At 70.5% G+C, this 26,278-nt stretch carries 26 protein-coding genes; 19 read left to right on the forward strand and 7 right to left on the reverse strand.

Annotated features, from left to right (window positions below; all coding sequences use genetic code 11):
* Position 1: 1 nt before the first annotated feature.
* The gene (locus tag U7230_RS11685; protein WP_324716011.1) at positions 2–415 is read left to right on the forward strand and encodes a secondary thiamine-phosphate synthase enzyme YjbQ; all 414 of its coding nucleotides are present in this window, start codon (positions 2–4) and stop codon (positions 413–415) included.
* Between the two features lie 39 nt (positions 416–454).
* On the opposite strand, the gene U7230_RS11690 is transcribed toward U7230_RS11685, so the two are convergent.
* On the reverse strand, positions 455–1,336 hold the full coding sequence (locus U7230_RS11690; RefSeq protein ID WP_324716012.1) for a serine hydrolase: 882 nt from the start codon (positions 1,334–1,336) through the stop codon (positions 455–457).
* A 127-nt stretch (positions 1,337–1,463) separates the two neighbouring features.
* Here U7230_RS11690 and U7230_RS11695 point away from each other — a divergent pair, with 127 nt between their 5' ends.
* From U7230_RS11695 to U7230_RS11705, 3 genes are read left to right on the forward strand one after another with little or no spacing between them, the layout of a single operon-like run.
* Positions 1,464–2,993: an aminotransferase class I/II-fold pyridoxal phosphate-dependent enzyme gene (locus U7230_RS11695; protein WP_324716013.1), complete on the forward strand. Its 1,530-nt coding sequence runs from the start codon at positions 1,464–1,466 to the stop codon at positions 2,991–2,993.
* Between the two features lie 37 nt (positions 2,994–3,030).
* Complete coding sequence (locus U7230_RS11700; protein WP_324716014.1) at positions 3,031–3,975, forward strand: N-acetylmuramoyl-L-alanine amidase family protein; 945 nt, start codon at positions 3,031–3,033, stop codon at positions 3,973–3,975.
* A gap of 4 nt (positions 3,976–3,979) precedes the next feature.
* Entirely contained in the window at positions 3,980–4,600 is a 621-nt protein-coding gene (locus tag U7230_RS11705; protein ID WP_324716015.1) for a coenzyme F420-0:L-glutamate ligase, read from the forward strand.
* Positions 4,601–4,675: 75 nt separating this feature from the next.
* Here U7230_RS11705 and U7230_RS11710 read toward each other — a convergent pair whose 3' ends face one another.
* Both U7230_RS11710 and U7230_RS11715 read right to left on the reverse strand, forming a co-directional pair.
* Positions 4,676–5,305, reverse strand: coding sequence for an N-acetylmuramoyl-L-alanine amidase family protein (locus U7230_RS11710; RefSeq protein WP_324716016.1), 630 nt, complete (start codon positions 5,303–5,305; stop codon positions 4,676–4,678).
* A 234-nt stretch (positions 5,306–5,539) separates the two neighbouring features.
* A complete protein-coding gene (locus U7230_RS11715) occupies positions 5,540–6,160 on the reverse strand; it encodes an NUDIX hydrolase (protein WP_324716017.1) in 621 nt (206 codons plus the stop codon).
* Positions 6,161–6,318: 158 nt separating this feature from the next.
* Here U7230_RS11715 and U7230_RS11720 point away from each other — a divergent pair, with 158 nt between their 5' ends.
* The 4 genes from U7230_RS11720 (at position 6,319) to U7230_RS11735 (ending at position 10,714) form a co-directional block, all read left to right on the forward strand.
* A complete protein-coding gene (locus U7230_RS11720) occupies positions 6,319–7,416 on the forward strand; it encodes a LacI family DNA-binding transcriptional regulator (RefSeq protein ID WP_324716018.1) in 1,098 nt (365 codons plus the stop codon).
* Between the two features lie 71 nt (positions 7,417–7,487).
* Positions 7,488–8,789 carry an ABC transporter substrate-binding protein gene (locus U7230_RS11725; protein ID WP_324716019.1) on the forward strand — a complete coding sequence of 434 codons (1,302 nt, stop codon included), beginning with the start codon at positions 7,488–7,490 and terminating at the stop codon, positions 8,787–8,789.
* A gap of 123 nt (positions 8,790–8,912) precedes the next feature.
* Positions 8,913–9,782 carry a carbohydrate ABC transporter permease gene (locus tag U7230_RS11730; protein ID WP_324716020.1) on the forward strand — a complete coding sequence of 290 codons (870 nt, stop codon included), beginning with the start codon at positions 8,913–8,915 and terminating at the stop codon, positions 9,780–9,782.
* A 131-nt stretch (positions 9,783–9,913) separates the two neighbouring features.
* Positions 9,914–10,714: a carbohydrate ABC transporter permease gene (locus tag U7230_RS11735; protein ID WP_404980674.1), complete on the forward strand. Its 801-nt coding sequence runs from the start codon at positions 9,914–9,916 to the stop codon at positions 10,712–10,714.
* On the opposite strand, the gene meaB is transcribed toward U7230_RS11735, so the two are convergent.
* From meaB to U7230_RS11750, 3 genes are all read right to left on the reverse strand, one after another.
* Positions 10,704–11,729: a methylmalonyl Co-A mutase-associated GTPase MeaB gene (gene meaB, locus U7230_RS11740; RefSeq protein ID WP_324716022.1), complete on the reverse strand. Its 1,026-nt coding sequence runs from the start codon at positions 11,727–11,729 to the stop codon at positions 10,704–10,706. The two genes, U7230_RS11735 and meaB, sit on opposite strands and share 11 nt — an antisense overlap.
* Before the next feature lie 88 nt (positions 11,730–11,817).
* On the reverse strand, positions 11,818–12,351 hold the full coding sequence (locus U7230_RS11745) for a biotin/lipoyl-containing protein (protein ID WP_324716023.1): 534 nt from the start codon (positions 12,349–12,351) through the stop codon (positions 11,818–11,820).
* A gap of 58 nt (positions 12,352–12,409) precedes the next feature.
* Entirely contained in the window at positions 12,410–14,047 is a 1,638-nt protein-coding gene (locus U7230_RS11750) for an acetyl-CoA carboxylase biotin carboxylase subunit (RefSeq protein ID WP_324716024.1), read from the reverse strand.
* Between the two features lie 421 nt (positions 14,048–14,468).
* Here U7230_RS11750 and U7230_RS11755 point away from each other — a divergent pair, with 421 nt between their 5' ends.
* From U7230_RS11755 to U7230_RS11770, 4 genes are all read left to right on the forward strand, one after another.
* The gene (locus U7230_RS11755) at positions 14,469–14,873 is read left to right on the forward strand and encodes a DsrE/DsrF/DrsH-like family protein (RefSeq protein ID WP_324718239.1); all 405 of its coding nucleotides are present in this window, start codon (positions 14,469–14,471) and stop codon (positions 14,871–14,873) included.
* Positions 14,874–14,895: 22 nt separating this feature from the next.
* Positions 14,896–15,183 (forward strand): sulfurtransferase TusA family protein, encoded by a 288-nt coding sequence (locus tag U7230_RS11760; protein ID WP_324716025.1) that lies wholly within the window; start codon positions 14,896–14,898, stop codon positions 15,181–15,183.
* Positions 15,184–15,237: 54 nt separating this feature from the next.
* Positions 15,238–16,395 carry an NAD(P)/FAD-dependent oxidoreductase gene (locus U7230_RS11765; RefSeq protein ID WP_324716026.1) on the forward strand — a complete coding sequence of 386 codons (1,158 nt, stop codon included), beginning with the start codon at positions 15,238–15,240 and terminating at the stop codon, positions 16,393–16,395.
* Positions 16,396–16,495: 100 nt separating this feature from the next.
* Complete coding sequence (locus U7230_RS11770; RefSeq protein WP_324716027.1) at positions 16,496–16,984, forward strand: helical membrane plugin domain-containing protein; 489 nt, start codon at positions 16,496–16,498, stop codon at positions 16,982–16,984.
* Between the two features lie 23 nt (positions 16,985–17,007).
* On the opposite strand, the gene U7230_RS11775 is transcribed toward U7230_RS11770, so the two are convergent.
* On the reverse strand, positions 17,008–17,820 hold the full coding sequence (locus U7230_RS11775) for a GntR family transcriptional regulator (protein WP_324716028.1): 813 nt from the start codon (positions 17,818–17,820) through the stop codon (positions 17,008–17,010).
* A 189-nt stretch (positions 17,821–18,009) separates the two neighbouring features.
* Here U7230_RS11775 and U7230_RS11780 point away from each other — a divergent pair, with 189 nt between their 5' ends.
* The 7 genes from U7230_RS11780 (at position 18,010) to U7230_RS11810 (ending at position 26,278) form a co-directional block, all read left to right on the forward strand.
* Positions 18,010–18,942 carry an ROK family protein gene (locus U7230_RS11780; protein ID WP_324716029.1) on the forward strand — a complete coding sequence of 311 codons (933 nt, stop codon included), beginning with the start codon at positions 18,010–18,012 and terminating at the stop codon, positions 18,940–18,942.
* A 26-nt stretch (positions 18,943–18,968) separates the two neighbouring features.
* Complete coding sequence (locus U7230_RS11785; protein ID WP_324716030.1) at positions 18,969–19,742, forward strand: SIS domain-containing protein; 774 nt, start codon at positions 18,969–18,971, stop codon at positions 19,740–19,742.
* 22 nt (positions 19,743–19,764) lie between these two features.
* Positions 19,765–21,057 carry an anhydro-N-acetylmuramic acid kinase gene (locus tag U7230_RS11790; RefSeq protein WP_324716031.1) on the forward strand — a complete coding sequence of 431 codons (1,293 nt, stop codon included), beginning with the start codon at positions 19,765–19,767 and terminating at the stop codon, positions 21,055–21,057.
* Between the two features lie 206 nt (positions 21,058–21,263).
* Positions 21,264–22,694, forward strand: coding sequence for an ABC transporter permease (locus U7230_RS11795; protein ID WP_324716032.1), 1,431 nt, complete (start codon positions 21,264–21,266; stop codon positions 22,692–22,694).
* A gap of 34 nt (positions 22,695–22,728) precedes the next feature.
* Positions 22,729–24,066 carry an ABC transporter permease gene (locus U7230_RS11800; protein ID WP_324716033.1) on the forward strand — a complete coding sequence of 446 codons (1,338 nt, stop codon included), beginning with the start codon at positions 22,729–22,731 and terminating at the stop codon, positions 24,064–24,066.
* 2 nt (positions 24,067–24,068) lie between these two features.
* Positions 24,069–25,451 carry an efflux RND transporter periplasmic adaptor subunit gene (locus tag U7230_RS11805; RefSeq protein WP_324716034.1) on the forward strand — a complete coding sequence of 461 codons (1,383 nt, stop codon included), beginning with the start codon at positions 24,069–24,071 and terminating at the stop codon, positions 25,449–25,451.
* Positions 25,448–26,278 carry an ABC transporter ATP-binding protein gene (locus U7230_RS11810; RefSeq protein WP_324716035.1) on the forward strand — a complete coding sequence of 277 codons (831 nt, stop codon included), beginning with the start codon at positions 25,448–25,450 and terminating at the stop codon, positions 26,276–26,278. Before U7230_RS11805 ends, U7230_RS11810 begins: the two co-directional genes overlap by 4 nt.

Here is a 26,278-nt window from a genome sequence, read left to right on the forward strand (position 1 = left end):
CATGAAATGGCACACCGAATACCTGACCTTCCATACGCCCACCAAACGCCAGTACGTCAACATCACGGAGAAAGTACAGGAGGCCATTCGCAAGAGCGGAATTCGCGAAGGCTTGGTGCTGGTCTCGGCCATGCACATCACCGCCGGGGTATGGGTCAACGACGCGGAGGACGGGCTCATCCAGGACATCGACGAGTGGCTGGAGAAGCTGGCGCCGTACCGCCCGGACTACCGGCATCACCGCACGGGCGAGACCAACGGCGACGCCCACCTCAAGAGCCTGCTCGTGCACCACCAGGTCATGGTCCCGGTCACCGGCGGGAGAGCCGACCTGGGCCCCTGGCAGCAGATCTACTACGCGGAGTTCGACGGGCAGCGCCCCAAGCGCGTGATCCTCAAGGTCATGGGAGAGTGAGACAAACGGGCCCAAGCAGCCGGGCCGGCGCGCCGGCTTTCAGCGGACGGCCACCTTTTCCTGGAAGTCGTAGACCATGCGGGAGATGCGGGCGATGTCGGCAAAGCCGCTTTCGATGTCCTGCACGCCCTCCGACATGATGGCCAGGATGTACGGCTGACGGGCGAAGACGATGCCGACGTCGTCCGCCACCCCTTGCACGTCGCCTTCTTTGTGGGCAACCCGTACCGTGGGCGGCAATCGCCCCGGGAGGCCGACGTGCCAGATCGTGTGCGACAGGTCGTCCAGGAGCCGGTTGCCGAGATCGGGGTGGCGGCTTGCGAAGTCCAGCACGGCCTGCATGTAGGCCCCCATGTCGCGGGCCGTGCTGACGTTCTCCCCCCCGGGGAAGACGGTCTTGCCCCCGAGCTGGCGCATGTAGGCGGCGATGGTCTCCTTCCCCAAAAAGCGCGTCAGCATCTGCCAGGCTACATTGTCGCTCACGGTAATGAGCAGGTTGGTGAGGACCCGCAGGGAGTAGGACGTCCCGTCGATGCCGTCGAACTGTAGCACGCCCGCGCCGCCGGAGTAGTCCAGGTCCTTCCGATAGGTGATCCGGTCGGACCAGTGCAGCTTGCCCTCTGCCACCAACTGGTTGACGAGCAACGCGATGGGTACCTTCACCGTGCTCGCCGCCTGGAAGGGCCGATCGGCGTCCATGCCCCACTCCTGGCCCGACCGCACGTCTTTGAAGTAGATCCCGAAGCGTTGGGGCCTCGTCTCGATGAACCCCAGGATCTGGCGCTGCAACGGCCCGTAGTCCACGCTCCTCGCCCGCGCCTGCGGCAAGGCCCGGCTCAGGGCATAAGCCAGCGCGATGACCGCTACCGTGGCCCCCAGCACACGCCACGGGCCACCCGGCGGGGCTCCTCGACCGTTCATGGGCTCATGGCCGCCTCTCTGGCCCGTCACGGCTGTCCTTTCCGAACCCGGCCATCCCCTCGGGCATAGCGTGAAGGGCGGATGTTCTCAGGAACAGATTGTCAGCCAGAACAGGGGGCGTATGCACGTGATCGGAGTAAGGCCCTTCCAGGGCCACGCCCGCGCCCTTCCCAGGGTCGACGTATCGCGCCAGATCCGCACGCCACTGCTCGACGCCGTGGTGGACTACTGGCAAAGCGGGGTCGTGCGGTTCCACATGCCGGGGCACCGGGGCGGGCCCGGAGCGGACCCCCGCATCACGCAGGTGATGGGCCGGGACGTGTTTGGCATGGACGTCACCGGGGTGCTGGGGCTCGACGACCTCCACCAGCCGCGGGGCGTCATCCAGGAGGCGGAAGAGCTCGCGGCCGAGGCGTTCGGGGCCGATCACTCCTTCTTCCTGGTCAACGGCACCTCCGCCGGCGTGCAGGCCATGATCCTCTCGGCGTGTGACCCGGGCGACCGGCTCATCGTCGCCCGCAACGTCCACAAGTCCATCATCGGGGGGCTCATCTTGAGCGGCGTCGTCCCGGTCTACGTGACGCCGGAGGTCGACACCGAGTGGGGCATCGCCCTGGGCGTCACGCCGGAGGAGGTTGGCCGGGCTCTCGAGCGCTCCCCCGATGTGCGTGGCGTCCTGCTGGTCAGCCCTACCTACCACGGGGTGACCAGCGACCTCGAGGCAATCGCCGCCATGGTGCACGAGCGAGGCAAGGTCCTGCTGGTAGACGAGGCCCACGGGCCGCACTTCCGCTTCCACGAAGCCTTCCCCACCCCGGCCCTGGAGGCCGGCGCGGACGCCTGCGCCCACGGTATCCACAAGATGCTGAGCGGCTTCACCCAGGCCTCGATGCTGCACGTCAAGGGCGACCGGATCGACCTCGGGCGGGTGCAGGCGGTCTTGCGGCTGCTGCAGAGCACGAGCGCTTCGTACCTGCTGATGAGCTCCCTGGATGCGGCACGCATGCAGATGGCCACGGGCGGGCACGAGCTCCTCGATCGGGCCCTTTCCCTGTCACGGCTCCTGCGCCAACGCGTCGAGGGCATCGAGGGCGTCGTCGCCTTCGAGCCGGCGCCGGGCGCCCCGGGGGCCGCCGGCTTCGACCCGACCAAGGTGGCCGTCCTGGTCAAGCACCTGGGTCTGACAGGGCACCAGGTCGAGCGGCTGCTGCGCGAGCTGGGGCCGGTGCAGCCCGAGATGCCCGACCTCTTTTACGTGCTTTTCATCGTGAGCTACGCCAACGACGAAGACGACGTCCAACGGCTGGCGGAGGTGCTGGCAGAGATCGCCGCCCACGCCGACGAGCACTCCACGCCCGAGACCCGGGCGCTGTTGCGGGCGGCACAGCCGCTGGCCGCCGACGTGGTGCGGCAACCGGTGGTCGAGTTGCCACCCCGGGAAGCCTTCTTCGGTCGTCACCGAGCGGTCGGCCTGGAGCAGGCCACCGGGCGCATTGCCGCCGAGGTAGTCACCTGCTACCCGCCGGGCATCCCCCTTCTCTGCCCGGGCGAGCGCATCACGCCCGAGGTGGTGGACTTCTTGAAGCTCGTGCGCAGCGCCGGCGCATCCGTCTCCGGGCCCAAGGATCCCAGCCTCGAGACCCTGGAGGTGCTGTGAGCGGCCAGGCCTCGGTTGCGGGCCTGCCGCCGACCCTATGGATCCCAAGCTGACCAACCTGCGCGCCCGGGTGACGCCGCCGCCGCCGGAGAAGACCGCCGTGTCCGTGGTGGAGCTCGAGTCGACGCGTCCCCCGACGCGCCGGAGCGTGGAGGCCCTGGGCCCCCGGACGTTGCTCGTGCGGTTGGAGGGGCTGGCGCTCAACATGGACCCGTTCGAGCGGCTGGTGCTGGACGGGGTGGTCCGGTCCGTCCGGCTCGACCAGGGCCGGACGGGCGGGGTGCTGTGCCGTCTTGAGCTCGAGTTCCCTGTCTCGAGCGCGCGCCCCCGGATCGAGGTCGAGACCGGCATTCCCGTCGTCACCCGGATCACCCTCGACCGGCAGCCGCTGCGCGAGGTGCTGGGGGGCCGGCGCATCGCGATCGACCCCGGGCACGGGGGCCGGGACGCCGGCGCCCGGGGGCCGATCAACCTCGAGGAGCGGCACGTCGTGCTCCAGATCGCGCGCCGCCTGGCCGTCCACCTGGAAGAGGCCGGCGCAGCCGTGGCTCTGACACGTCGGGACGATCGCTTCGTCGAGCCCCACCGGCGCATGCTGGCCGCGGTCACCCACCGGGCCCAGGTGCTGGTCAGCCTGCACACCCTGCACGAACCTCCGGACAGCTGCCAGGGGATGGCCGTCCGGTTCGGGGCGGGCGTGGCCCGGGCCGAAGCCGAGGCCATCGCCCGGGCCATCGCGAGCAGCCTGCGCCAGCGGCTGGGGTTGCCGGAGCACGGAGTACAGGCCATGCACTGGCCGTCGGCCGCGGCTACCCGGGTGCCGGTGGTGCAGGTCGAGGTCCCGTGCATCGCCCACCCGCTAGAAGAGGCGCTCCTGCGGAGCGTGGTCTTCAAAGACCGCATCGCACAGGCCATCCGCAACGCCCTCGCCGCGCACTGGGGCGCGGCGCACCAGAGCGGGGGTGCCGCCGCTGCGCTATAAGCCGATGGCCATCAGGACCCACATCATCACCGAGAAGGACGATCTGCCGGAGGTGGTCCGCCGCTACACGCGCGGCATCGCACAGCCCGGCGACGTCATCGCGCTCTCCGAGTCGATGGTCGCCATCACGCAGGGGCGCGCCGTGCTGCCGCAGAGCGTCAAGGTCGGGCGCTTCGCGGACTTCTTGAGGCGCTTCGCCCACCCCGACGGCAGCCTGGCGACGCCTGCGGCCATGCAGCTCGCCATCCAGGAGGCGGGGCTGCCTCGGGTGCTGGCAGCGGCCGCGGCGGCGGCCATCGGGCGGCTGTTCGGGCGGCGGGGGGTCTTCTTCCGGGTGGCCGATCGGGGGCTCAACCTGATCGACGACATCGGGGGTACGCTCTACCCTTACGACCGGACCATCGTGCTGGGACCCGTCAACGGCCAGGAGGTCGCCCGGCGCGTCAAGGAGGCCACCGGGGTGGACACCCTGATCGCCGACGTCAACGACATCCACTGCGTGGACATCATCGGATTCACGGGCCAGGAGGATCCGAGAGAGCTCCTGGAGGCGCTGCGCAACAACCCGCAGGGCAACGACGACGAGCAGACGCCCATCGTCGTGCTAAAGCGCGTGGCTTCCTAGCCGCCCGCAGCGCCCCGACCCGGCCCGACCCGGCCCGGCCACCGCCCGTTCCCGAAGAGGCGACGGCCCGCGGGGTCAACGCACCTCCGGCGGGTAGATCTCCTGGATGAAGCCCGGCGGCGGCCCGGGCCTGGTCACCGTCGGCCGGTGCTCGGGCACGTCCCCCTGGAAATACCGCACGATGGCCCTGGCAACGGCCTCTCCCAGGCGCGCCTGGTACGCCGGATCGACCAGCTTGCGCCGGTCGTCGGGGTTGGACAAGAACCCCACCTCGACCAGCGCGGCGGGCACCTGGCTGTTGCGCAACACGTAGTAGTCCGCTGCCAGGGCTTCCCGGTAGTTCTCGGGCTGCAGCCTGACGAGCTCTTCCTGCACCAGGAGCGCCAGCCGCCGCCCCTCCACCGAGGACGGGTGATAGAAAGTCTGCGCCCCGAACTGCGACGAGTCGGGGTAGCTGTTGGCGTGCACGCTCACGAAGATCTGCGCCTCCCCCTGGCGGGCGCGGTACAGCCGCAAGTTGAGGCTCGTGCGTGGGTCGGTGAAGGGCCCGTCGTCGCCGGTACGGGTCATGACCACCCGGGCCCCCAGGCGCTCGAGGCCGGCTGCGAGGTGAAGGCTCACCTGCAAGTTGACGTCCTTTTCCAGGACGCCTCCATGGATCACGCCTCCGTCGTCGCCCCCGTGCCCCGGGTCCACCGCGATCACGAGCCCCTCGAGGGGCAGCCGGGCCGCCTGGGGAACGGACGGCGAGGCCGGCGGATGTTTGCCGGGCGGAGGCTGCCTCTCGGCTTGCCGAAAGAAGGCGAGGAACGAGAGAGCGGTAAGCAGGAGGGCCCCTATGGCCGCTGCGTTGCGTATGCGCGTGCGCCGGTCCATCCACAGGTGTCACAGCGCACACGTATGCCGGGCAGGCCTTGGACCATGCCGACGCCTCCCGGATCAGGCGACCGGTGCCAGGCCCCGGCGGATCGTCTCGAGCAGGGAGTGGATGATGCGGCCGGTGGCGCCCCAGATGAAGTGCTCGCCGTGCTCGTAGGCGTAGCTGGGACGGCCCGAAGGGGAGTGCCCCACCTGTTCGTGCCCCGGCTCGAGCAGCCACTCGACGGGCACGGTCACGATCTCCGCCACCTCGGCGGGGCTGGGGACAAACCGATAAGGCCCGGGCCGCACGACGCCTGCAACGGGGGTGACTCGAAAACCGCTGTGGGAGACCAGGACGTCGTCCAGCAGGCCCAGGACCTCCACGTCCCGCGGTTCGAGCCCGATCTCCTCGGCGCTTTCACGCAGGGCGGTCGCTACGGGGTCGTCGTCCTCGGGATCCGCGGCTCCCCCGGGAAAGGAGATCTGGCCCTTGTGGTACTCGACCTCTTCCGTACGCCGGGTGAGCACGAGGAGATCCTCGTCGCCAGGACGGTAGATGGGCACCAGCACCGCGGCAGGTCGCCCGCCCTCGAGCTCGAGGCGCGCCCGGCCGGGCGACGCCAGGGCGCGACGCAGGGCCCAGACGTAGCGAGAAACGCTGCCGGCGCCAGCGCGAGGGCCATGACCCAAGGCACCCAACCCATGCCCTTCTGGGAAGATATTGTACCGCCGCTATTCGCTCGCCACCATCCCGCATCTTGCCATACCACCGCCTCGCCGTCGAGCAGGGGAGGGCGCGCTCGGTGACGAATGGGAGGAAATGCAACCGGTTGTATTGGGCGGGAAGCGACGGAAGCATGGTCACCAAGACCAGCATGGCCGACGTGGCGCGAGCGGCGGGGGTTTCCAAGTCTACCGTTTCTCGCGCGCTGGCCGGCGACAGCCGGGTCAAGGAGGCGACCCGCCTGCGGATCGAGCAGGCGGCTCAGGAGCTCGGGTACATCCCCAACCGGATCGCCCGGGCGCTGGCCCGCGGCCGCACCGAGATGATCGCCGTGGTGACGCCCACGCCGCCCCGTAGCTTCTCGGATCCCTTCTACCTGGAGTTCCTGGGCGGCCTGGGCGACCGGGTCATGGAGGCCGGGTACAGCCTGGTGATCACCTCTCCCGGCGCCGGCGGTTCGCCTGCCAACAGCCTGGCGGAGCTGGCAGCCGGACGAGTGGTCGACGGGGCCGTCTTGACGGAGGTGCAGGTGGACGATCCCCGGCTGGCCCTGCTGCGGCAGGCACCTCTTCCTTTCGTAGTGCTGGGCACGCCGGAGGACGCCTCCGGCGGGGTCGTGCCCGGCGTCTGGTTCGTGGACGGCGACAACGAGGGTGGGGCGCGGCAGGTGGTGGAGCACCTGCTCTCCCTGGGCCACCGCCGGATTGCCTGCATCACCGGCCCCCTGCACCTCGTCTCCGCCCGGCGCAGGCTCGCAGGGTACCTGCAGGCCTTGCAGGCGGCCGGCGTCGCCCCGTCGCCCGAGTGGGTCGTCGAGGGCGACTTCACCCGCGAAGGAGGCCTGCGGGCGGGGCAACGGCTGCTGGAGGCCCGGCTCCTCGACCTCCGGGAGCCGGGATCCCTGACCGCGATTTTCGCAAGCAACGACCTGATGGCCATCGGCGTGCTCGAGGCCCTGCGCGGCGCCGGGCTGCGCGTGCCGGAGGACGTCTCGGTAGCAGGTTTTGACGGGATCTACCTGGCCGATCTCCTGGAGCCTTCGCTGACCACGGGAGCCCAGCCCATCCGCGCGCTGGGCCGGATGGTGGCGGAGCTGCTCCTCGGTCGACTGGGTGCGGCAGGTGGGGACAGGGCCGCCGTCCCTGAGCAGATCGGGGCGGTAGGCCGGCGAGTCGTCGTACCGGTGCAGCTGCGGGTCAAGGGGAGCACGGGCCCGCCGCGAGGGAGGTGAGGCAGCCCCGAGGGCGGGTGGGGACCGCGGCGTCGTTCCACACAAGCTCAGTACGTAGAGAGGGGATCCCCATGGCTGAGAGGAGACATCCGGGCAGGCTCGGGTTGCGGGCGCTCGTGTGGGTGACACTTGCCGCGTTGTTCGTCGCCATGGTGGGTGCCCAGGCGCTGGCGGCCCGCACGGTGACCATGTTGGGCACCTGGGGCGGCCAGGAGCTGGAGGCGTTCCGCAAGGTACTGGAGCCGTTCGAGAAGGAGACCGGCATTCGAGTGGAGTTCACCGGGACCCGGGACCTGCCGGCGGTGCTGACGACCCGGGTGCAGGCCGGTAACCCGCCGGATCTGGCCGCGCTTCCCAACCCCGGCCAGATGCGGGAGTTCGCCCGGGAGGGGCACCTGGTCGATCTGAGCAAGGCGCTCGACGTGAAGGTGCTCAGGCAACAGTATGCTCCGGTCTGGCTCGATCTGGGCAGCTACGACGGCAAGCTCTACGCCATCTTCATGTCGGCCGACCTGAAGAGCCTGGTCTGGTACAGCCCGAAGGCCTTTGCCGCCAAGGGCTATGCCGTGCCCAAGACGTGGGACGAGATGATGGCCCTCTCCGACCGGATCGTCAAAGACGGCGGCACCCCGTGGGCCATCGGCCTGGAGAGCGGCGCCGCCAGCGGCTGGCCGGGCACCGACTGGATCGAGGACATCATGCTGCGCACCGCCGGGCCCGAGGTCTACGACAAGTGGGTAGCCCACCAGATCCCGTGGACCGACCCTGCCGTCCGGCGGGCCTGGGAGACCTTCGGCAAGATCGCCCTCAACCCCAAGTACGTCTACGGTGGCCCCACGGGTGAGCTGACCACCAACTTCGGCGACAGCGTCAACGCCCTGTTCACCTCGCCGCCGAGGGCCTACATGCACCGGCAGGCCACGTTCATCCAGAGCTTCATCCTCAAGGCCAACCCGGGCCTCAAGGCCGGCACCGACTACGACTTCTTCGCCCTCCCGCCCATCGACCCCAAGTGGGGCACGCCGGCCCTGGGCGCCGCGGACATGGTGGGCATGTTCAAGGACTCGCCCGAGGCCCGCATGGTGATCCAGTACCTCGCCTCCCCGAAGGCTCAGGAACGGTGGGTGGCGGCTCTCGGCAAGCTCTCCGCCAACAAGGCGGTCAGCATGAACGCCTACCCGGACCCCCTCACCCGCAAGGCGGCCAAGATCCTGGTCGACGCCCAGGTATTCCGCTTCGACGGCTCGGATCTGATGCCGGCTGCGGTCGGGTCCGGCTCGTTTTGGACCGGGATCCTGGATTACGTCGGTGGTGAGGACCTCGACAGCGTGCTCGAGAAGATCGAGCGGTCCGCCGAAGAGGCGTATCGTTGAAACGGGGAGTTCCGTAGCAAGGACCAAGGGTGAACCACAACGACCCCAAACGGCTGCCGGTGAGGTGCGGGCGCGCGGGAGGCCGGCGCCCGCACCGCCGGCCCTCGAAGGGAGTGAGGCGACGTGCGGCGGGGCGGAGCCTGGGCCTGGGGGTTCGTGGCGCCCGCGCTCTTGCTCATCGGCTTCTATCTCGCCTACCCCACGGTCCAGACCATCTACCTGAGCTTCATGGACCGCCGCTCGGAGCACTTCGTGGGGCTCTCCAACTACGTGCGGCTGTTGACGTCGACCGCGATGCTCACCGCCTTTCGTAACAATCTCTTGTGGCTGGTGGTCTTCACGGCCGGCACGGTAGGCCTGGGTCTGCTCATGGCGGTGCTGACGGATCGGGTGCGCTACGAGGCGGCGGCCAAGGCGCTCATCTTCCTGCCGATGGCCATCTCCTTCGTGGGCGCCGGGGTGATCTGGAAGTTCATGTACGCCTATCAGCCGCCGGGGGTACCCCAGATCGGGCTCGCCAACCAGGTCATGGTGATGTTGGGGCAACAGCCCAGGGGCTGGCTCGTCGAGCGGCCCTGGGTCAACAACCTGGCTCTGATTGCGGTCGGGGTCTGGATCTGGACCGGGTTTGCCATGGTGGTGCTGTCGGCCGCCTACAAAGCCATCCCCAAGGAGCTCCTCGAGGCAGCCCGAGTAGACGGCGCCACCGAGTGGCAGGTCTTCTGGCGCATCAGCCTTCCCGTCATCCAGTCCACGGTGGCCGTCGTGGCGACGACCATGATCATCAACGTGCTCAAGGTCTTCGACATCGTGTACGTCATGACCAACGGCAACTTCGGCACCGAAGTGATGGCCAACCGGATGTACAAGGAGATGTTCGAGTACCAGGACTTCGGGCGGGCCAGCGCCATCGCGGTCATCCTCTTCCTGGCCATCGTGCCGATCATGCTGGCCAACATCCGGCGCTTCCGGCGACAGGAGGCGACCCGATGAGGAGCGCACCGCACGACCTTCCGGCAACGGCGACGACGAGGCCTGCCGCTCGGCGTCGGGCTGCCACGGCGGCGCCGGCGGGCGTGGGAGAGTGGACCTCGCAGGCGCTCGTGCACCTGGTCGTGGTGCTGATGGCGCTGGCGTGGGTGCTGCCCACGTTGGGGCTGTTGGTGAGCTCGCTGCGACCGGCTCCCGACGTGGCCCGCACGGGATGGTGGACCGTCTTCGCCAACCCGTTCGACCTCACGCGCTGGACGCTCGCCAACTACCGGCACGTGCTGGGGCAGCAGGGGCTGGCGCAGGCGTTCCTCAACAGCTTCATCATCACGGTGCCGGCGACGGTGCTGCCCATCCTGGTGGCGTCGTTCGCCGCGTTCGCCTTCGCGTGGCTCGACTTCCCCGGGCGCTCGTGGCTCTTCCTGGTGGTCGTGGGGTTCCTCGTCGTGCCCCTGCAGATGACGTTCGTGCCGATCCTGAAGATCTACAGCGAGACCGGGCTCGCCGGCACGTTCGTGGGGATATGGCTGGCGCACACGGGCTACGGGCTGCCCTTCGCCGTATACCTGATGCGCAACTTCTTCGGCTCGCTGCCGGGGGAGCTCTTCGAGTCGGCGTACATCGACGGGGCGTCTCCGCTGTCGGCGTTCTTCCGGCTGGCACTGCCGATGTCGACCCCGGCTCTGGCGTCGCTGGCGATCTTCCAGTTTCTGTGGGTGTGGAACGACCTGCTGGTCGCCCTCATCTACCTGGGCGGCGGCGCCCGGACCGGCCCGTTGACCCTGAAGCTGTCGAGCCTGGTCGGCAGCTACGGGCAGGAGTGGCACGTGCTGACGGCGGCGGCCTTCATCTCCATGCTGGTCCCGGTCGCCCTCTTCTTCGCGCTCCAGCGCTACTTCGTCCGGGGCATCCTGGCCGGCGCGGTCAAGGGCTGAGATCCTGCCCGGAGAGGGCCTGGCGCAGGAGGAGGCCGGCGGCGTCTCGGGCCGACAGCTCGCCGTCTGCCAGGCGCCGCGCCAGGTCGGCCCAAAGCCCGCGTTGCCGGGCCGGCGCCACCACGTGGCGCTCCACCGCCGCTGCGAGGGCCGCCCGGAGCTCCCATTCGGCCCGAAGGCGGCGCCGCTGCTGGGCGGAGGGGGCCGACTCCAGATAGCGCCGGTGCGACTCCAGCGCTTCGACGAGCTGGCCCAGCCCCTCCCGGCGGGTCGAGGAGACCAGCACCACGGGAATCTGCCAGGCGCCCGTATCGGGCGGCGAGAGGTGGAGGATCCCCGCGATGGCCCGGTAGGCCTCGTGAGCGCCCGGGAGATCGGCCTTGTTGACCACCATCACGTCGCCGATCTCGACGATGCCGGCCTTGAGCGCCTGCACCTCGTCTCCGGAGCCCGGGTTGAAGACCAGCACGACTGTGTGGGCCACGCCCAGCACGCCGACGTCGTTTTGGCCGGCGCCGACGGTTTCGACCAGGACGACGTCCATGCCGGCCGTGTCGAGCACCCGCACCATCGCGAAGACCGAGAGTGCGAGGCCCCCCTGCTGCCCGCGGCTGGCCACGCTGCGCATGAAGATCCCCGGATCGTCCACCGGCAGGCTCATTCGCAGCCGGTCGCCCAACACCGCTCCACCGGTGAAAGGGCTCGTGGGGTCCACCGCGAGAATGCCCACCTTGCGGCCGCGCCGGCGAAGCTCCAGGGCGAGCTGGCCGATGAGGGTGCTCTTGCCAGCGCCGGGGCTGCCCGTGACGCCCACCACGTGAGCGCGCACGACCCCGGTCAACAGAGGGGCGAGTTCGTCGCAGGCGCGAGCTGCTTCCCGGCTCGTGCCGGCGACCCCGTCGTGCAGGCTCGCCTCGGCCAGGCTGAGCGCCCTGGCGAGCGCCCCCCGGTCTCCTGCCCGCACCCGGTCGGCCAGCGACACCGTCCGGGCGGCGGCACCACGTGGTTCACGCATGCCGGAGTGCTGCTGCAAGGCTGGACGCCTCCCAAGAGCGAAGCCCCTTCACGATGGGGGATGCAGGGCGCATCGCGCCTGCGTCACTTCAAGACGCTCCGGCCGGCGCCCGCAGCGCCACCAGGCTCTCCCCCGTGTTGACCGTCTGCCCCACGCGGACGGCGACGTGGCTCACCACGCCGGCTTCCGGGCTTTTCACCTCGTTTTCGAGGTTCATCGCCGACAGCACCAGCAGGAGATCCCCCTTCCCCACGGCCTGGCCGGGAGTAACGGCGACCGACAGCACCAGGCCGGGCATCGGGGCTTTCACCACGCGGGCTCCCGCCGAGGTGCCGGCCGGCGCCGCCGGGCGGGACACGGCGGAAAGAAGGGGCGGCCAGGCCACGCCGGCCTCCGCCGGGTGGGGCCGGGGCCGGGCCGCCGTGGATCCCGGCAGGGCACCTCGCTCGTACCCTACCCGGGTGGCCGCTTCGTCGACCTGCCCGGGTACCGGATCCGCTAGCTCCTCTACCTCGACGATGTACGGCACTCCGTCCACGTGCACCCGGAAGCGCCGGCGCGACCCATGCCCCGCGCCGGGCGTCCCCCCCTCTTCCCCGTACAGAGCCGGGCTCCACGTCACGCAGGTACGCCTCCCCTCTTGCGGTCCCGGAGGGCGCTCCGGGCGGCCCGCCGGCGTTTCACCGGGCCCGGTGCGCCGGCCCGTGGCCGCCCCCACCTTCCGGGTCGGGGTAAATGGCCCGGATCCTCCACCGCCGGCGGCTCCCCGCATCGCGGTCATGCGGCGCCGCTCCGGCCCTGGTCCGTGGGGCGCCCAGGTAGGCCTGGAGCGCCGCTGCCGCCGCGGCAGCCGCTTCGGGGGAAACGCCCTCCCTGCGCGCTCCCGGGGCGAGCTCGACCCGCGCTGCGGCGGCCCCCTCCCCGTTTCTCCCCGGGGCTGCCTCCCCCGGCCCCGGGCCATCGGGGGGCAGCTGGTCGGGCGTGAAGTGCTGCTCCACGAACCGGGTGGTCACTTCCCCGTCGCGAAACTCGCGGCGCCCGACCAGCCACCGGTGGAAAGGCAGCGTCGTCCGCACCCCGTCGATCGCGAACTCCTCGAGCGCCCGGCGCGCCCTCGCCAGCGCCTCGCGCCGGGACGGTGCCCATACGACGAGCTTGGCGACCAGCGAGTCGTAGAACGGAGGGATGACCCACCCGGGGAACGCGGCCGAATCGACCCGCACGCCGGGCCCTCCCGGCGGCAGGTAAGCCTCGATGGTCCCCGGATTGGGAAGGAAGCCCCGGCGGGGGTCCTCGGCGTTGATGCGAAACTCGATGGCGTGGCCCCGCAGCACCACGTCCTCCTGCCCGAGGGGCACCGGCTGCCCGGCCGCGAGCGCCATCTGGAGCTGCACGAGGTCGGTCCCCGTTACGAGCTCCGTCACCGGGTGCTCGACCTGAATGCGGGCGTTGACCTCGATGAAGTAGAAGCGCCGTTCCTCGTCCACCAGGAACTCGGCCGTTCCGACCCCCACGTAGCCCGCCGACGCGGCGAGCCGCACCGCCGCCTCTCCCATGCGCCGCCGCAGCGTACCGTCGAGCACCGGGGACGGCGCTTCTTCTGCGAGCTTCTGGTGGCGCCGCTGGATGGAGCAGTCCCGCTCCCCGAAGTGGACGCCCTTACCGTACCGGTCGACGGCAAACTGGATCTCGACGTGGCGCACCCGCTCCAGCCACTTCTCCAGATAGAGGGAGCCATCGCCGAACGCCTTCGCCGCCTCGGAGGAGGCCCGATCCCACGCGCTCTCCAGCGACTCCGGCCCGTCCACGCGGCGCATACCGCGGCCGCCCCCGCCCGCCACCGCCTTCAGCAGCACCGGATAACCCAGGCGCTGCGCCTCCCGCCGGGCCTCCTCGACGCCGGGCAGGGCAGCGGCGCTGCCGGGGATGGTCGGGATGCCGAGGCGCTCGGCCTGCCGGCGAGCGGCGTCCTTGTTGCCGAAGTGCGCCAGCACCTCTTCCGGCGGTCCGATGAAGGTCAGCCCGGCCTCCCGGCAGAGCCGGGCCAGCACCGGGTTTTCGGACAGGAAACCGTAACCGGGGTGTACGGCGTCGGCCCCTGCCGAGCGGGCCGCCTCCACCACCGCCCGGGCATCCAGGTAGACCAGCGGGTCGTCCCGGACCACCACGCCATCCGCCAACCGCGCCGGGAGGCTCTCCCGATCGGGGCCGGATGCCAGCAGCACGGCCCGGATGCCGAGCTCCCGCAAGGCGCGGATAACCCGCAGGGCGATCTCTCCCCGGTTGGCCACCAGCACGCTCGAGAAGATGGGGCCCACCGCTCTTCACCTGCCTGCCGTCCGAGCACCCGCCCTCACAGGGGTTTCTCGAAGGTCGATCCCGTCGTCGAGCTGTCAACCAAACGGCCGGTTGGTCGACGGCTCCGCCACGCGCGCCACCGCTTCCGAGGCGCCGGCTAAATAATGCGAATTGCGGTTACGGTTCGCCCTCCAGTCTACCATGCATCCGGCACGGCCGGAAGCGTCCCGCAGCCGCGGCCCATGCTGGCCCGGATGCGCGGGACGGGAGCCGGGAACCGCCGCGCCTCGCGCTGGGTGTCATTCGACCCGGACGTATGACCTCCGGAGAAAGGGTCACGGTTCTCTTGGTGCATCCCTTCACAAACGGGTATGGATGGGTAGGGACAGTACCCTACCTCCTAGGGTAGAGTTCCCAGGCGAGAGGTGAGGGGTGGATGCTATGCCGGAGCAGCAGGTACCCAAACTCTCCATCGTGCTCATGTCACCCCAGCTGAGCAAGCTGCACGCGGCGGCCATCATGGCATCGACGGCCGCGGCGGCAGGCATGAGGGTGCAGGTCTTCGCCACCATGGATGCCCTCGGGCAGTTTCGCAAGGAGGTCGTCGAGCGGCGCGCTTTCGTCCTGGACGAGGTGGGCCGCGAGCTGGTCGCAAAAGGCGTGCCCCTTTTCTACGACTTGCTCGCGCAGGGCAAGGAAGTCGGCGATCTGCACGTCTTCGGGTGCGCGATGGCGGCCGACCTCATGGGCTGGCGCCAGCCCGACTTCATCGACCTGGTGGAGGACGTCATCGGAGTGACCGCATTCTTTGGCAAGTCCGAAGGCGCCCAGATCCTGACCATCTGAGAGACAGGAGGAGGGGGCACCCATGGCCGTCGAGCAGGGCAAACCCCAGGCTGCGCTCCGCGGGACCAACCACGCCCAGCTGCGGCCCGACAAGGTCGTAGACGCGCGGGGCGCCTACTGCCCGGGCCCGCTCATGGAGCTCATCAAGGCCATCAAGGCGCAGCCGGTCGGCAGCGTCGTCGAAGTCTGGTCGAGCGACCAGGGCTCGAGCAAAGACATTCCCGAGTGGGTCAAGAAGGCGTCCCACGAACTGGTGTACGTCGTGGAGGAAAGCGGGTACTGGCGTATCGCCGTTCGCAAGGGACACTAGGAGGCCCGGCCCGAGACGACGGCCCCCGGCGCGCCGGGGGCCGGTCGAAGGAGCGTGGTGAGGGTGTTTGGCCGCAAGCGAGTCGTGATCCTGGGAGGCGGGCCCGGCGGCACCATGGTCGCCAACCACCTCGCCCGGCGGTTCAACGGGTCGTTGACGGGCGACCGGGTGGAGATCGTGCAGATCACCGCTTGCACCAAGCACACCTACCAGCCGGGCTTTCTGTTCGTGGCGCTCGGCGACGCGCCGCTCGAGCACTTCGAGCGGGACCAGGCCTCGCTGCTGTTGCCCGGCATCCGGCTGGTCGTCGACCCCGCGGAGTCCATCGACCCGCAGGCCGGGCACGTCATCACCGAGAGCGGCGCCGTCTACGCTTATGACTACCTCATCATCGCCACGGGGTCGTACCCCGATCCTTCCGCCGTCCCCGGCCTGGCCCAGGGCGCTCTTGGGTTTTACACCGCCGAGGATGCGGTGCGGCTGCGCGAGGCGCTCGGCCGGTTCGAGAAGGGCCGCATCGTGCTGACCGTGGACGTGCCCCACAAGTGCCCGGTGGCGCCCCTCGAGATGGTCTTGAGCCTGGATGCCTACTTCCGCCGGATGGGGCGCCGGCACGACGTCGAGCTCGTCTACACCTACCCCATCAACCGGGTCCACTCGCTGCCGCAGGTGGCCGAGTGGGCCCAGGCGGAGTTCGAGCGGCGGGAGATCCGGTGGGAGACGTTCTTCAACGTGGATCGGGTCGATCCGGAGCAGCGGGTCGTCTACAGCGCCGAGGGCGGCGAGTACCCGTACGATCTGCTCATCTCGGTGCCGCCGCACCGGGGTGCCCCGGTGGTGGCCGCCTCGGGCCTCGGCGACGAGCAGGGCTTCGTCCCCACCGACCGCTACACGCTCCGGGGGGCGGGGCTGGAAAACGTCTACGTCGTGGGCGACGCCACCAACCTGCCGGTCAGCAAGGCCGGCTCGACCGCCCACTACGAGGCCGACATCGTGGCGGACAACGTCGCCGCCGCCATAGCCGGCGAGCCGGCGCTGCGGCGGTACGACGGGAAGGTCTTCTGCTTCATCGAGGCGGGCGATGACCGCGGCACCTACATCGAGTTCAGCTACACCCGGCCGCCGAGGCCGGCGCCGGCATCGGTCATGTTGCACCAGTTCAAGATGGCCTACAACGAGATGTACTGGCTTTCGGCCCGGGGTGTCTTGTAGGCGTGCCGGGAGCCGTCACGGCCGGTGGCCGGGACCGGCATGCCGGTGATCCGGGCCCGGTATCCCGGCAGGACGGCACAACCGCGAGGGGGCACATGGGATGCTGGAGAAGGTCGAGGGCAGCGGCACCGGCGGCCATCGCGCGGACGGCGGGCCCGGGCAGCGCCCGGAGACTCCCGCCGCCGTCGCGCTGCAGGAGCGGCCGGTGACGACCGAGCCTTCGCAGGTAACGACGAGGGTCATGGCCAGGCTGGAAGCGCTGGAGGCGTCGGGTGCGCTCGATACCCTGGTCGAGGCGGCCGGCGCCTTCAAGGCGCTCATGGATTCCATGACGCCGGGCGTCCTGGCGCGGATGGCGGGCCTCGCCTCCGATGCAGGGCTGTTACTGGACGAGGTCTTGCAAAGCGGCCGGCCGGTGCTGGTCGACGCCGTCCGGGCGCTGGGGGATGCAGCGCGGGAAAGCCGCGGCCGGACGCGTGCACCGGGCATACGGGAGCTGTGGCAGATGGCCAGGGACCCCGACACCCGCCGGGGGCTCGCCTTCCTGCTGGGCTTGGCCCGAGCGCTCGGCGCGCGGATGCGGGCCTGAAGGCGTGCCGGCAGGCGCGGCGCTCACGGGACGGACCGGGGCGGCGGGCCGGCCGGCACGCTCTTGAGCTCCACGTGCAGGGTGTACCGATCCGCCCGCAGCAGCGACTCCGTGTACTCCACCGGCCGCCCGTCGCCGAACGCGCCGAAGCGGCGTACCGCAAGGCAGGGGCTACCGTCGGGCACCCCGAGCCTGGCCGCGTCATCCCCGGCCACGACCACGGCCGTGTATTCCTCTCGCCCCTGCGTGGGTCTCTGGCCGAAGCGCCGCTCCATGGCCTCGTACAGGGAGCCCGTCGCCACGACGGGGTCGTCGACGAGCTCCGCCATGGTACCGGGCAGGAAGCTGGTTTGCAGGGCGATGGGTGCCCCGTCCACCAGGCGCCGGCGGGTGATACGGACCACCGGCGTGCCGGCGCTCACCCCAAGGGCCGAGGCCACGTGACGGGCAGCAGGCACGAGGCCGGCCTCCAGGAGCTCGGTCGCGAGCGTGTGCCCCCGCTGGCGCATCTCCTCGTGGAAGCTGATCAGCCCGTCGAAACGGCGCGGGATGCGGGGCTGGCTCACGAAAGTCCCTTTGCCCTGGACCCGGTAGACCAGCCCGGCATGGACGAGCCGCTGGATCGCCTGCTTCACCGTGGTGCGGCTCACCCCGAATCGGGCGCTCAGCTCCGCTTCGGTGGGGATCCGGTCGCCCGGCCGCAGCACCCCTGACTCGATGTCGTCCCGCAGCTGATCGTGCAGGCGGTGGTAGAGCGGCACCCGGCTGTCGCCCGGTATCCCACCGCCGTTTTGCGCCTGCGCGCTTTCGCCCATGCGCTGTGTTTCCCCGCGCACGTCGGCCCCTCCCCTTCGCACCGGCCTTGACGGCCCGGGCCGATGGCAGGATTCCTGCCCCAGCAGTCGAAACGTTCAGTTGATATAACAATGCGTTGTTCGATGACCGCCGGCCAATCCCTTCCCGGCACCCGTTATCGCCTGCCGTGGAGGAGCCCGGGCGGCGCGGCAGGAGGAGCCGGTAGCCACATGCCTGCCCAGGACAAGCCCACGTCCGTGATAGCCGTCGACGTCGGCGGCACGCAGTTGCGAGCCGCCCGGGTGACCCGCGACGGACGGGTCGTGGAGCGGGCGGCCCTACCCGTCTCAGCCCCGGACGATGGAGCAGCCCTCACCCGGCAGCTCCTGGACCTGGTGCGGCCCCTGCTCGTACCGGACGCAGGCGCCGTCGGCGTGGGCCTGCCTGCCGTCATCGACCGCATGTCGGGCCGGGTGGAGTGGGCCCCTCACCTGCCAGGCTGGAACGGCACCCCGCTGGCCCGCGCGCTGGCCGAGGAGCTGGAGATGCCGGTGGTGCTCGAGTACGACGGCCACGCAGCGGCCCTCGGTGAGCACTGGGCCGGTGCCGGACGTGGCGTGGAGGACATGGTCTGCCTCGTCGTCGGCACGGGCGTCGGAGGCGGTATCATCGCGGGTGGCCGACTCATCCGTGGACACACCAACCTCGCAGGGGCCACCGGATGGATGGGCGTCCCGACCCGGGTGGACGTTCGTGACCCGGAGCTCTCAGGCATGGGCGTTCTCGAAGGGCTCATCGCCGGGCCGGGCATCGAGCGGGCAGCTGCCCGTAGGATCGGGCGCCCCGTCCCATCCAAAGAGGTGTTCGACAAGGCCGCGGCCGGCGACCCCGATTGCGGCGCGATCGTCCGGGACGCCCTGGAGCACCTCTCGTGGGGGTTGGTCAACGTGGTGTCCATGCTCGACCCGGCGCTGGTGCTCTTGGGAGGAAGCGTGGGGCTGCGTCTGGGCGCATACGCCGCCGACCTGGAGGCCACGGTCCGGAAGTTCGCCCAGCCGTGGTCCGCCCGGCGCGTCCGGATCGCCCCGGCGGGGCTCGGAGGCGACGCGGGCCTGCTGGGTGCGGCGCGCTCGGCGCTCGACTACCTGGAAACCCGGCGTTGACGAAGGCCGTAGCAGGAGGGGTGACGATGTCCCCATCGACGGTGGCAGCAGAGACCTACTTGCGCTCGGTGGAGGCGATCCTGGCCCGCATCCGGGAAACCCAGACGCCCGCCATCGCCCGTGCAGGCGAGATGATGGCGACGGCCATCGCCGGCGGGCGCGGCGTCTTCGTCTTCGGGAGCGGCCACTCCGTGATCCCCGTGCTGGACGTCTTCCCTCGATACGGGAGTTTCGTGGGTTTTTATCCCCTCACCGACCCCCGGCTGATGTGGTTCAGCCCGGTCGGGCCGGGAGGGGCCCGGGAGCTCCTGTGGCTCGAGCGCAAAGAGGGGTACGTGGCGCAGTTCCTCAAGAGCCACCCGCTCGGCACCGGCGACGTCACCCTGGTCTTCTCCCACGGCGGGCTCAACGCGGCGCCCGTCGAGGTGGCCCTGGGAGCCAGGGAGCGCGGGAGTGCGGTCGTGGCCGTCACATCCCTCGCCAACGCCCGCGCCCACCGGCCCGCCCATTCCTCGGGAAAGCATCTGGCGGATGTCGCGGACGTCGCGATCGACAACTGCACCGCTCCGGAGGATGCCCAGGTCGTCGTCGAGGGCTGGCAGCATCCTGTGGCCGCCGCCTCCACGGTCGCCTTCGTGGCCATCGCCCAGGCCCTGGTGGCCTCGACGGCCCAGCAGCTCGCGGCCCGGGGCGTTCGAAAGGACGTCTTCGTCTCGCCCAACGTCCAGGGGGTGGAGCCGGGCCACAATGAACGGATCTTCGAGCAATACGAGGCCTGGATCCGCACCCTCGCCCGCTGAGAGGGCCGGTGGCCATGCCGGGATGACGAAGAGCCGGCGGCCGCGCCGTTGGTGCCGCCCCGCCGGGAAGGACGACCCGGGGGGCCGGTGGCCGGCCTACTTTGCGGCCGTCGCCGGCCGCTCCCGGGAAGAGCGTCTGGTGCTGGGGGCCATGTCCGGCACCTCGTCGGACGGGGTCACCGTAGCCCTGGTGTGCACGCGCGGCCAGGCCCTGGATCGGCAGGTGCGACTTCAGGCGTATCGCACGGTCCCGTATCCTCGGGCGCTGCGGGACCTCGTTTTCCGCCTGTACCCGCCCAACGTCTTCGACGGCGCCACACTCGCCCGGGCCATGGTGGGCGTGACCGAAGCCTTTGCCGCCGCGGTTTGCGAGCTTCTCGAGCATGCGGGCACCGCGGCCGGATCGGTCCACCTGTTGAGCGTCCACGGGCCCACGCTCTATTACGAACCGCCGGGGCCCGACAACGCCGGCAGGGGTGCCTTCGTCGAACTCATGGAGCCGTCGCTCTTGGCCGAACTCACGGGTATCCCGGTGCTCTCGGATCTGCGTTCCGCGGACCTGGCCGCCGGCGGCCTCGGCGCGCCGTTGAGCGCGTTCGCAGACCTGGTGCTCTTCCGGCATCCCGAGCGAGGACGCATCATCCAGAACGTCGGCGGCATCGCGAACCCGACGGTCATCGGGCCCGGAGCCTCGTGGGACACGTTGCTCTGCTTCGACACGGGGCCGGGCAACGTGCTCATCGACGGCGTGGTCAGCATCATCACCGGCGGCGCGGAGGCGTTCGATCGGGACGGCGAGCGTGCCGCACGGGGCCACGTGCACGAGGGCCTGCTCGCCGAGTTGATGGCTCACCCTTACATCCACCGCCCCCCGCCCAAGACGACGGGTCGCGAGGTCTTCGGCCTGCCCATGGCGCGGGAGTTGGTGTGCAAGGCCCGAGCGCTCGGGTTGACGGACGACGACCTGGTGGCCACCGTCACGGCCTACACGGCCGAGTCGATCGCCTTCCAGTACCGGCGGTTCGTCTTCCCGAGGTTCCCTATCCATGAAGTGTTCCTGACCGGGGGCGGTGCCAGCAACCCGACGCTGCGCCGCATGCTGGCCGAGCGCTTACCCGGCCTCGAAGTCAAACTCCTCGACCAACTCGGGATGCCCTCCGAAGCCCGGGAAGCCGTGATCTGGGCCGTGCTCGGCGACGAAAGCGCGCTGGGGCTACCGGCCAACGTGCCATCGACCAGCGGAGCCAGTCATCCCGCCATTCTCGGGAAGCTCGCACCCGGCCGGCGTTTCTCGCCGGGCGGCTCGCGGCCGTAGCGCCGCGCGCGGAGCCGGCCGGTGCGCGGGTCGTAAGCATTCGTTCATCTTGACGACAGCGGCCGGTAAGGTTCTGCGATTAGCCTGGCGTCGCAGCGGCCGCAGGATGCGGGCCTGATCGCGCCGCCGCGGCCGCCTGCGTGACCCTGGGTGAACCGCCCAAGCCTGTCAGGTGACACACCCTCCGGGAAGGCGGGATGGATGACATGGCAGCCGACGCGTACCGCGCGGGCCCCGTGGCCGTATCGGGACGCCCGGCGGTCGGAGGGCTACTGGGGCTGGCCGGGCGCCAGCTCAAGAGCCGCTGGCTCGAGACCCTGCTCATCGTGGCGGGGCTTGCCGTGGGCAGCGCCGTGCTGACGGCCGGGGTCTCCTTCGTCTCTTACACGGGCGCGCTCACCAGCCGCCAGATCGCCCTGGTGCCCGACCTCCGGGCCATCACGGTGCGGCCCAAGGGGATCGACTGGCAGAGCCTCTTCAGCGGTCAGGCGCCGCCGGCGCAGCGGATCGAGCCCCGGTTGCTGGAGCCCGTGAAGCTCACCCGGGCGGACCTGCGGGCGGTCAAGTCCACCGTCCCCGGCATCGCGTACGTGGCCACCGGCATGACCGAGCCCCAGGGGTTGCGGGCGATCGACGACCGCCCCGTCGCCACGATCCCCGCTCCGGCGAACAACGACCGGCCGGCGAGCGGCGGGCAAGGGGCGGCCACCGGGCCGAGCGCCGGGCCGCCCGAACGCCTGATGTTGCGGACCACGACACCGGACGTCTTCGGCTATCTCAACTTGCGCACGCTGGCGGGAGCGCCGTTCACGTGGGAGGACTACGACGCCGGCCGGCAGGTGATGGCGGTCGACGAGATCCTGGCCAAACGGCTCTTCCCCGGGCTCGAGCCGGGCCAGGTCGTGGGGCACACGGTCTCCACCGAAAAGGCCCGGTGGAGCGTGGTGGCCGTGGTCAGCGCCGATCCGCTCACCCAATTTGCCCCCGAGCTCAAGGCCAGCGGCCTGGGCTACGTACCCGACACCGCGCTGGCGCAAAGCTCGGGCGCTTTGAGCGACGTGCTCCCTGCCATCGCCGTGGTGCCGCAGGACCCGGCCCGCACCGGGGAGGTCATCCAGGCGCTGCAGACTTACTTCGACGGCAAGTACGGAGCGGGCCGGGTGCAACTCGACTCGCCCCTCGCCCAGCTCGAAGAGATCACCCGCAACCAGCGAGCGTTCATGGTCAGCGCCATGGTGCTCGCCAGCCTCGGGATGATCATCGCGGCGGTCAACATCCTCAACCTGTTCATGGCCCGGGTGGTGCGCCGCCGCCGGTTGCTGGGCCTGTCGGTCGCCCTGGGGGCGAGCCGGCGGCTGTTGTTCGTGCAGACGGCGCTCGAGGCCATCATCCTCGGCATCGCCGGGTCGGCGCTGGGAGTGGCGCTGGCGGCGCCGCTCCTCGGCGGCCTTTACGGGATGATCCAGGGGAGCATGCAGCAGTTCCTGGAGTTGCTCCAGATGCCCCCGCTCGGTCTCACTCCGGCCGGGGCTGCCGTCGGGATCGGGTCCGGATTGCTGCTGAGCCTGGTCTTCGGCGCCTACCCGGCCTGGGTGAGTTCGCGGACACACCCCGCGGAGGTGCTCCGGGGCGAGTAGGAGCCTGCCGGCGAGGCGGAAGGTGGGGTCATGCTTGAAGGTCATTTTCCACGTGCTGCGAGCCCACTGGGGACGCAGCCTCATGGCCGTGCTGCAAATAGGGGTCGCGGTCGGGGCCGTCGTGGCCATCGTGGCGACCGGGATCCCGACGCTCATGGGCACGGGCATGGGTTCGGCGCAGCTGCTCGAGGCCTCTTACAGCGCGGTCGGGCAGGAGGTCAACCAGTTCACGCAGGAGACCATCCCCGTCTTCACGCCCGATGACGTTGGGGTGGTCGTCTCCCAGGCGGAGGCCGTGGAAGCCGCGGCCATCTTCAGCCCGCAGACCATCGTGCTGGTGCAGGCCGGCCAGGACGTCTACGCCACGCGGGGGTTCGCGGCCGTCACCCCGCAACTGGCCCGCATCGCGGGGCTCGAGATGGTGGCGGGCAGCTTTTTCACGGATGCCGACATCCAGGAGAGGGAGGCCCGGGTGGCCGCGGTCTCGGAGCCTCTGGCCCGGATGCTCTTCGGGAGTGCCCAGGCGGCCGTCGGCCAGACGCTGACCATGCGCCCGCTGCGTGAAGCGATGGCGCTGATGGGTTTCGCGGCGCCCGGGGAGCAGAAGGGTTCCGAGCAGTCGCCCCAGTCCTTGCGGGTCGTGGGGGTTTACCGGCCCCTGACGGGGGACGCGGTGTTCCAGGATCTTCCGATGATGCTCCCCGCCACGGCCAACCCCGCCATGGGCGAGACCGGCTCGGGCCGCGAACCCCGGTACTCGGCGCTGTACGTGAAGCCCAAGCCCGGGCGGGTGCAGGAAGCGCAGGAGTCCGTGCGGCTGCTGCTCGCTCCCCGCGTGGAGCAGCGAGCCGCCGATCCCCGCTACAGAGACCGCATCGCCGGGCGCACCTACGAACTCACCGTGCGGGAGCCGTTCACCAGCTCCACCCTGCGCTCCATCCTGTCCTGGCAGGTCGCCGTGACCGCCGGCGTCGGGCTGCTCGCCGCCGTCGTGGGCGGCATCGCGGTGCTGACGGTCTCGCTCGTCAACGTGACCGAGCAGGTCCGGGCCATCGCCCTTCGCAGGGCGCTCGGCGCCACCCGGCGGCGCGTCCTCGGCGAGATCCTGGCCCAAAGCCTGGTCTTGTCCGGGCTGGGAGGCCTGGTGGGCATCCTCCTGGCCTGGCCCATCGAGCGCCTGCTGGAGCCGGCTCTGCCGACCGTGAGCTTCCTCGGGGGAAGGCTCGGGGAGGCCTACGTGGCGCTCGGATGGATGATCGCCGTCCCGGCCGGGTTGCTGCTTGCGCTCGGCATCGGGACGCTGGCGGGGCTCTACCCGGCCTGGGACGCCTCCCGCACGGCGCCGGCCGAGGCATGGCGGGAGGTCGCCTGAAGGTGGGCCACTTGAGCGAACAGCCGCGCTACGACAGGCCGATCTTCGCGGAGGGGCGACCCTCCACCCCGCCGCCCTCTCGCGGGGCGGGAACGGCAGGGGGGTCAGGGTCTCGCCCGCCCCGTCGGCCGCTTTTGGGGAGCGCTCAGGCACGCCTGGCCCTGGTCTTCGTAGCCTTCCTCGGTCTGCTCGCCGGCGGCGGGTACGTCGTGGCCGTCCGGCAGAACCCGCCGTACGTGCTCGACAGCTACGAGTACGCGGAGGTGACGCGGCGTGACTTCCGCCGCCTGATCCAGGTCGAGGGACAGGTCCAGCCCGATCGGGTGTACACCTTGACCGCTCCGGCGGCAGCCGTGGTGCAGGAGGTACGGGCCCGCGCCGGTGAGGACGTGACGAAAGGCACCGTGCTGGTCACCCTCGACTCGCCGTCGCTGCTCCAGGATCTGGACGAGGCCCGCTCCGCCTTGATCAACGCCCGGTACTCGCTGGAGGATGCCCACCTCACCACTCAGCGCGACGTGGACGACGCCGAGGCTGCCCTGGCCGAGGCCCGCAGGGTCGAAGCCGAGGCCGCCCGCAAGCTGCCCCAGCAGGAAAAGCTCTACGAGCTCGGCGGCATCTCCAAGGCCGAACTGGACGAGGCGCGCAAGGCCCTTGACGACGCCCGCCGTAAGCGACAGGACGCCCAACGCGCCCTCGAGCTGGCCAACGAGAAGCGTCGCCTCACGCTCGACCAGCTCGAGGCCAAGCTGGAGACCGCCACCCGGGCCGTGCGGCGCCTGGAGGACCAGGTGGCCCGCCTGACCGTGCGGGCGCCCGTGGCCGGTCGCATCCTCGCCCTCGACCTCGATCCCGGCGACGAGGTGAAGCCGGGCGACCAGCTCGTACGGGTGGCGGACCTGTCACGCCAGCACGTCGAGGCCGGCGTGAGCGCGCTGCAGGCCTCCCAGGTTGGCCCCGGGCAGCAGGCCACGGTGACGGCCGACGGTAAGGCCTACCCCGCCAGGGTGACGTTCGTCGCCCCGGAGGCGACCCGCCAGGGCGACGCGAGCGTCGTCATGGTGCACCTCGCGCTCGAACAGGCGGCACCCCTGCGACCGTTCGCCCCGGTGGGAGTGGAGATCCTGACGGGTGTGCTGAAGGAGCAGCCCGCCGTCGAACGGGGGCCGTTTTATACCAGCGGGGACGGGGCTTTCGTGTACGTCGTCAGTGCGGACGGGCGCCGGGCCGTGCGCCGGCCGGTGCGCTACGGGGTGATGGACGGGCCTTACATCCAGGTCGTCGAGGGCCTGGAGGCGGGCGAACGCATCATCACCAGCTCGTACCTGGGATTCCGGGACCGCAAGGAGATCCTGCTGTCGCCAGAAGGGGGCCGATCCCGTTGAACGCGACGAACGCTGCAACGACCGCTCGGCCGGCGGAGGCCGGAGAGCGCGAGTTCATCCGGCTCGAGAACCTGGGCAAGACCTACTACACGCTGCGAGAGCCCGTCGAAGCTCTCTCCGGCGTCACCCTGACCATCCGCCAGCGCGAGATGATCATGGTGATGGGCCCGTCGGGTTCCGGCAAGACGACCTTCCTGCACCTGTTGGGCGCGCTCGACCGGCCGACGGCGGGGAGCTACCTCCTGGAGGGCGTCGACATGACCCGTCTCTCTGACACCCAGCTCTCCCGGGTGCGCAACCGGCACTTTGGCTTCGTCTTCCAGAGCTACAACCTCTTTCCCGAGCTGACCGCGGTGGAAAACGTGGAGGTCCCCATGATCTACGGGGGCGTGCCACGCCGGCAGCGCCGGGAGCGGGCAGTGCAACTGCTGCAGCAGCTCGGGCTGGGCCATCGTCTCAAGCACCGCCCGTCGGAGCTCTCGGGCGGCGAACAGCAGCGGGTGGCCATCGCCCGGGCGCTCGCCAACGGCCCAACGCTGCTCCTGGCCGACGAGCCCACCGGCAACTTGCCTACGGGGCAGGGCGAGGCCATCATGCAGATCCTCCGGGACCTCAACGAGCACGGGATGACCATCGTGGTGGTCACGCACAACCCGGAGGTGGCCCGCTACGGGCGGCGCCTGATCCTGCTGCGGGACGGGCGGGTCGTCGGGGATCACGACGTCGCCTCGGCCTCCTCGGTCGATGCGATCCTGCGCCAGGTGATGGCGGATACGGCCGGCGTGGCCCCGGGCCCCGTCCCGGCGCAGGAAGGCGAGGCGGTGTGA

It is taken from the genome of Limnochorda sp. L945t, assembly GCF_035593305.1.
GTDB lineage: Bacteria > Bacillota > Limnochordia > Limnochordales > Geochordaceae > Carboxydichorda > Carboxydichorda subterranea.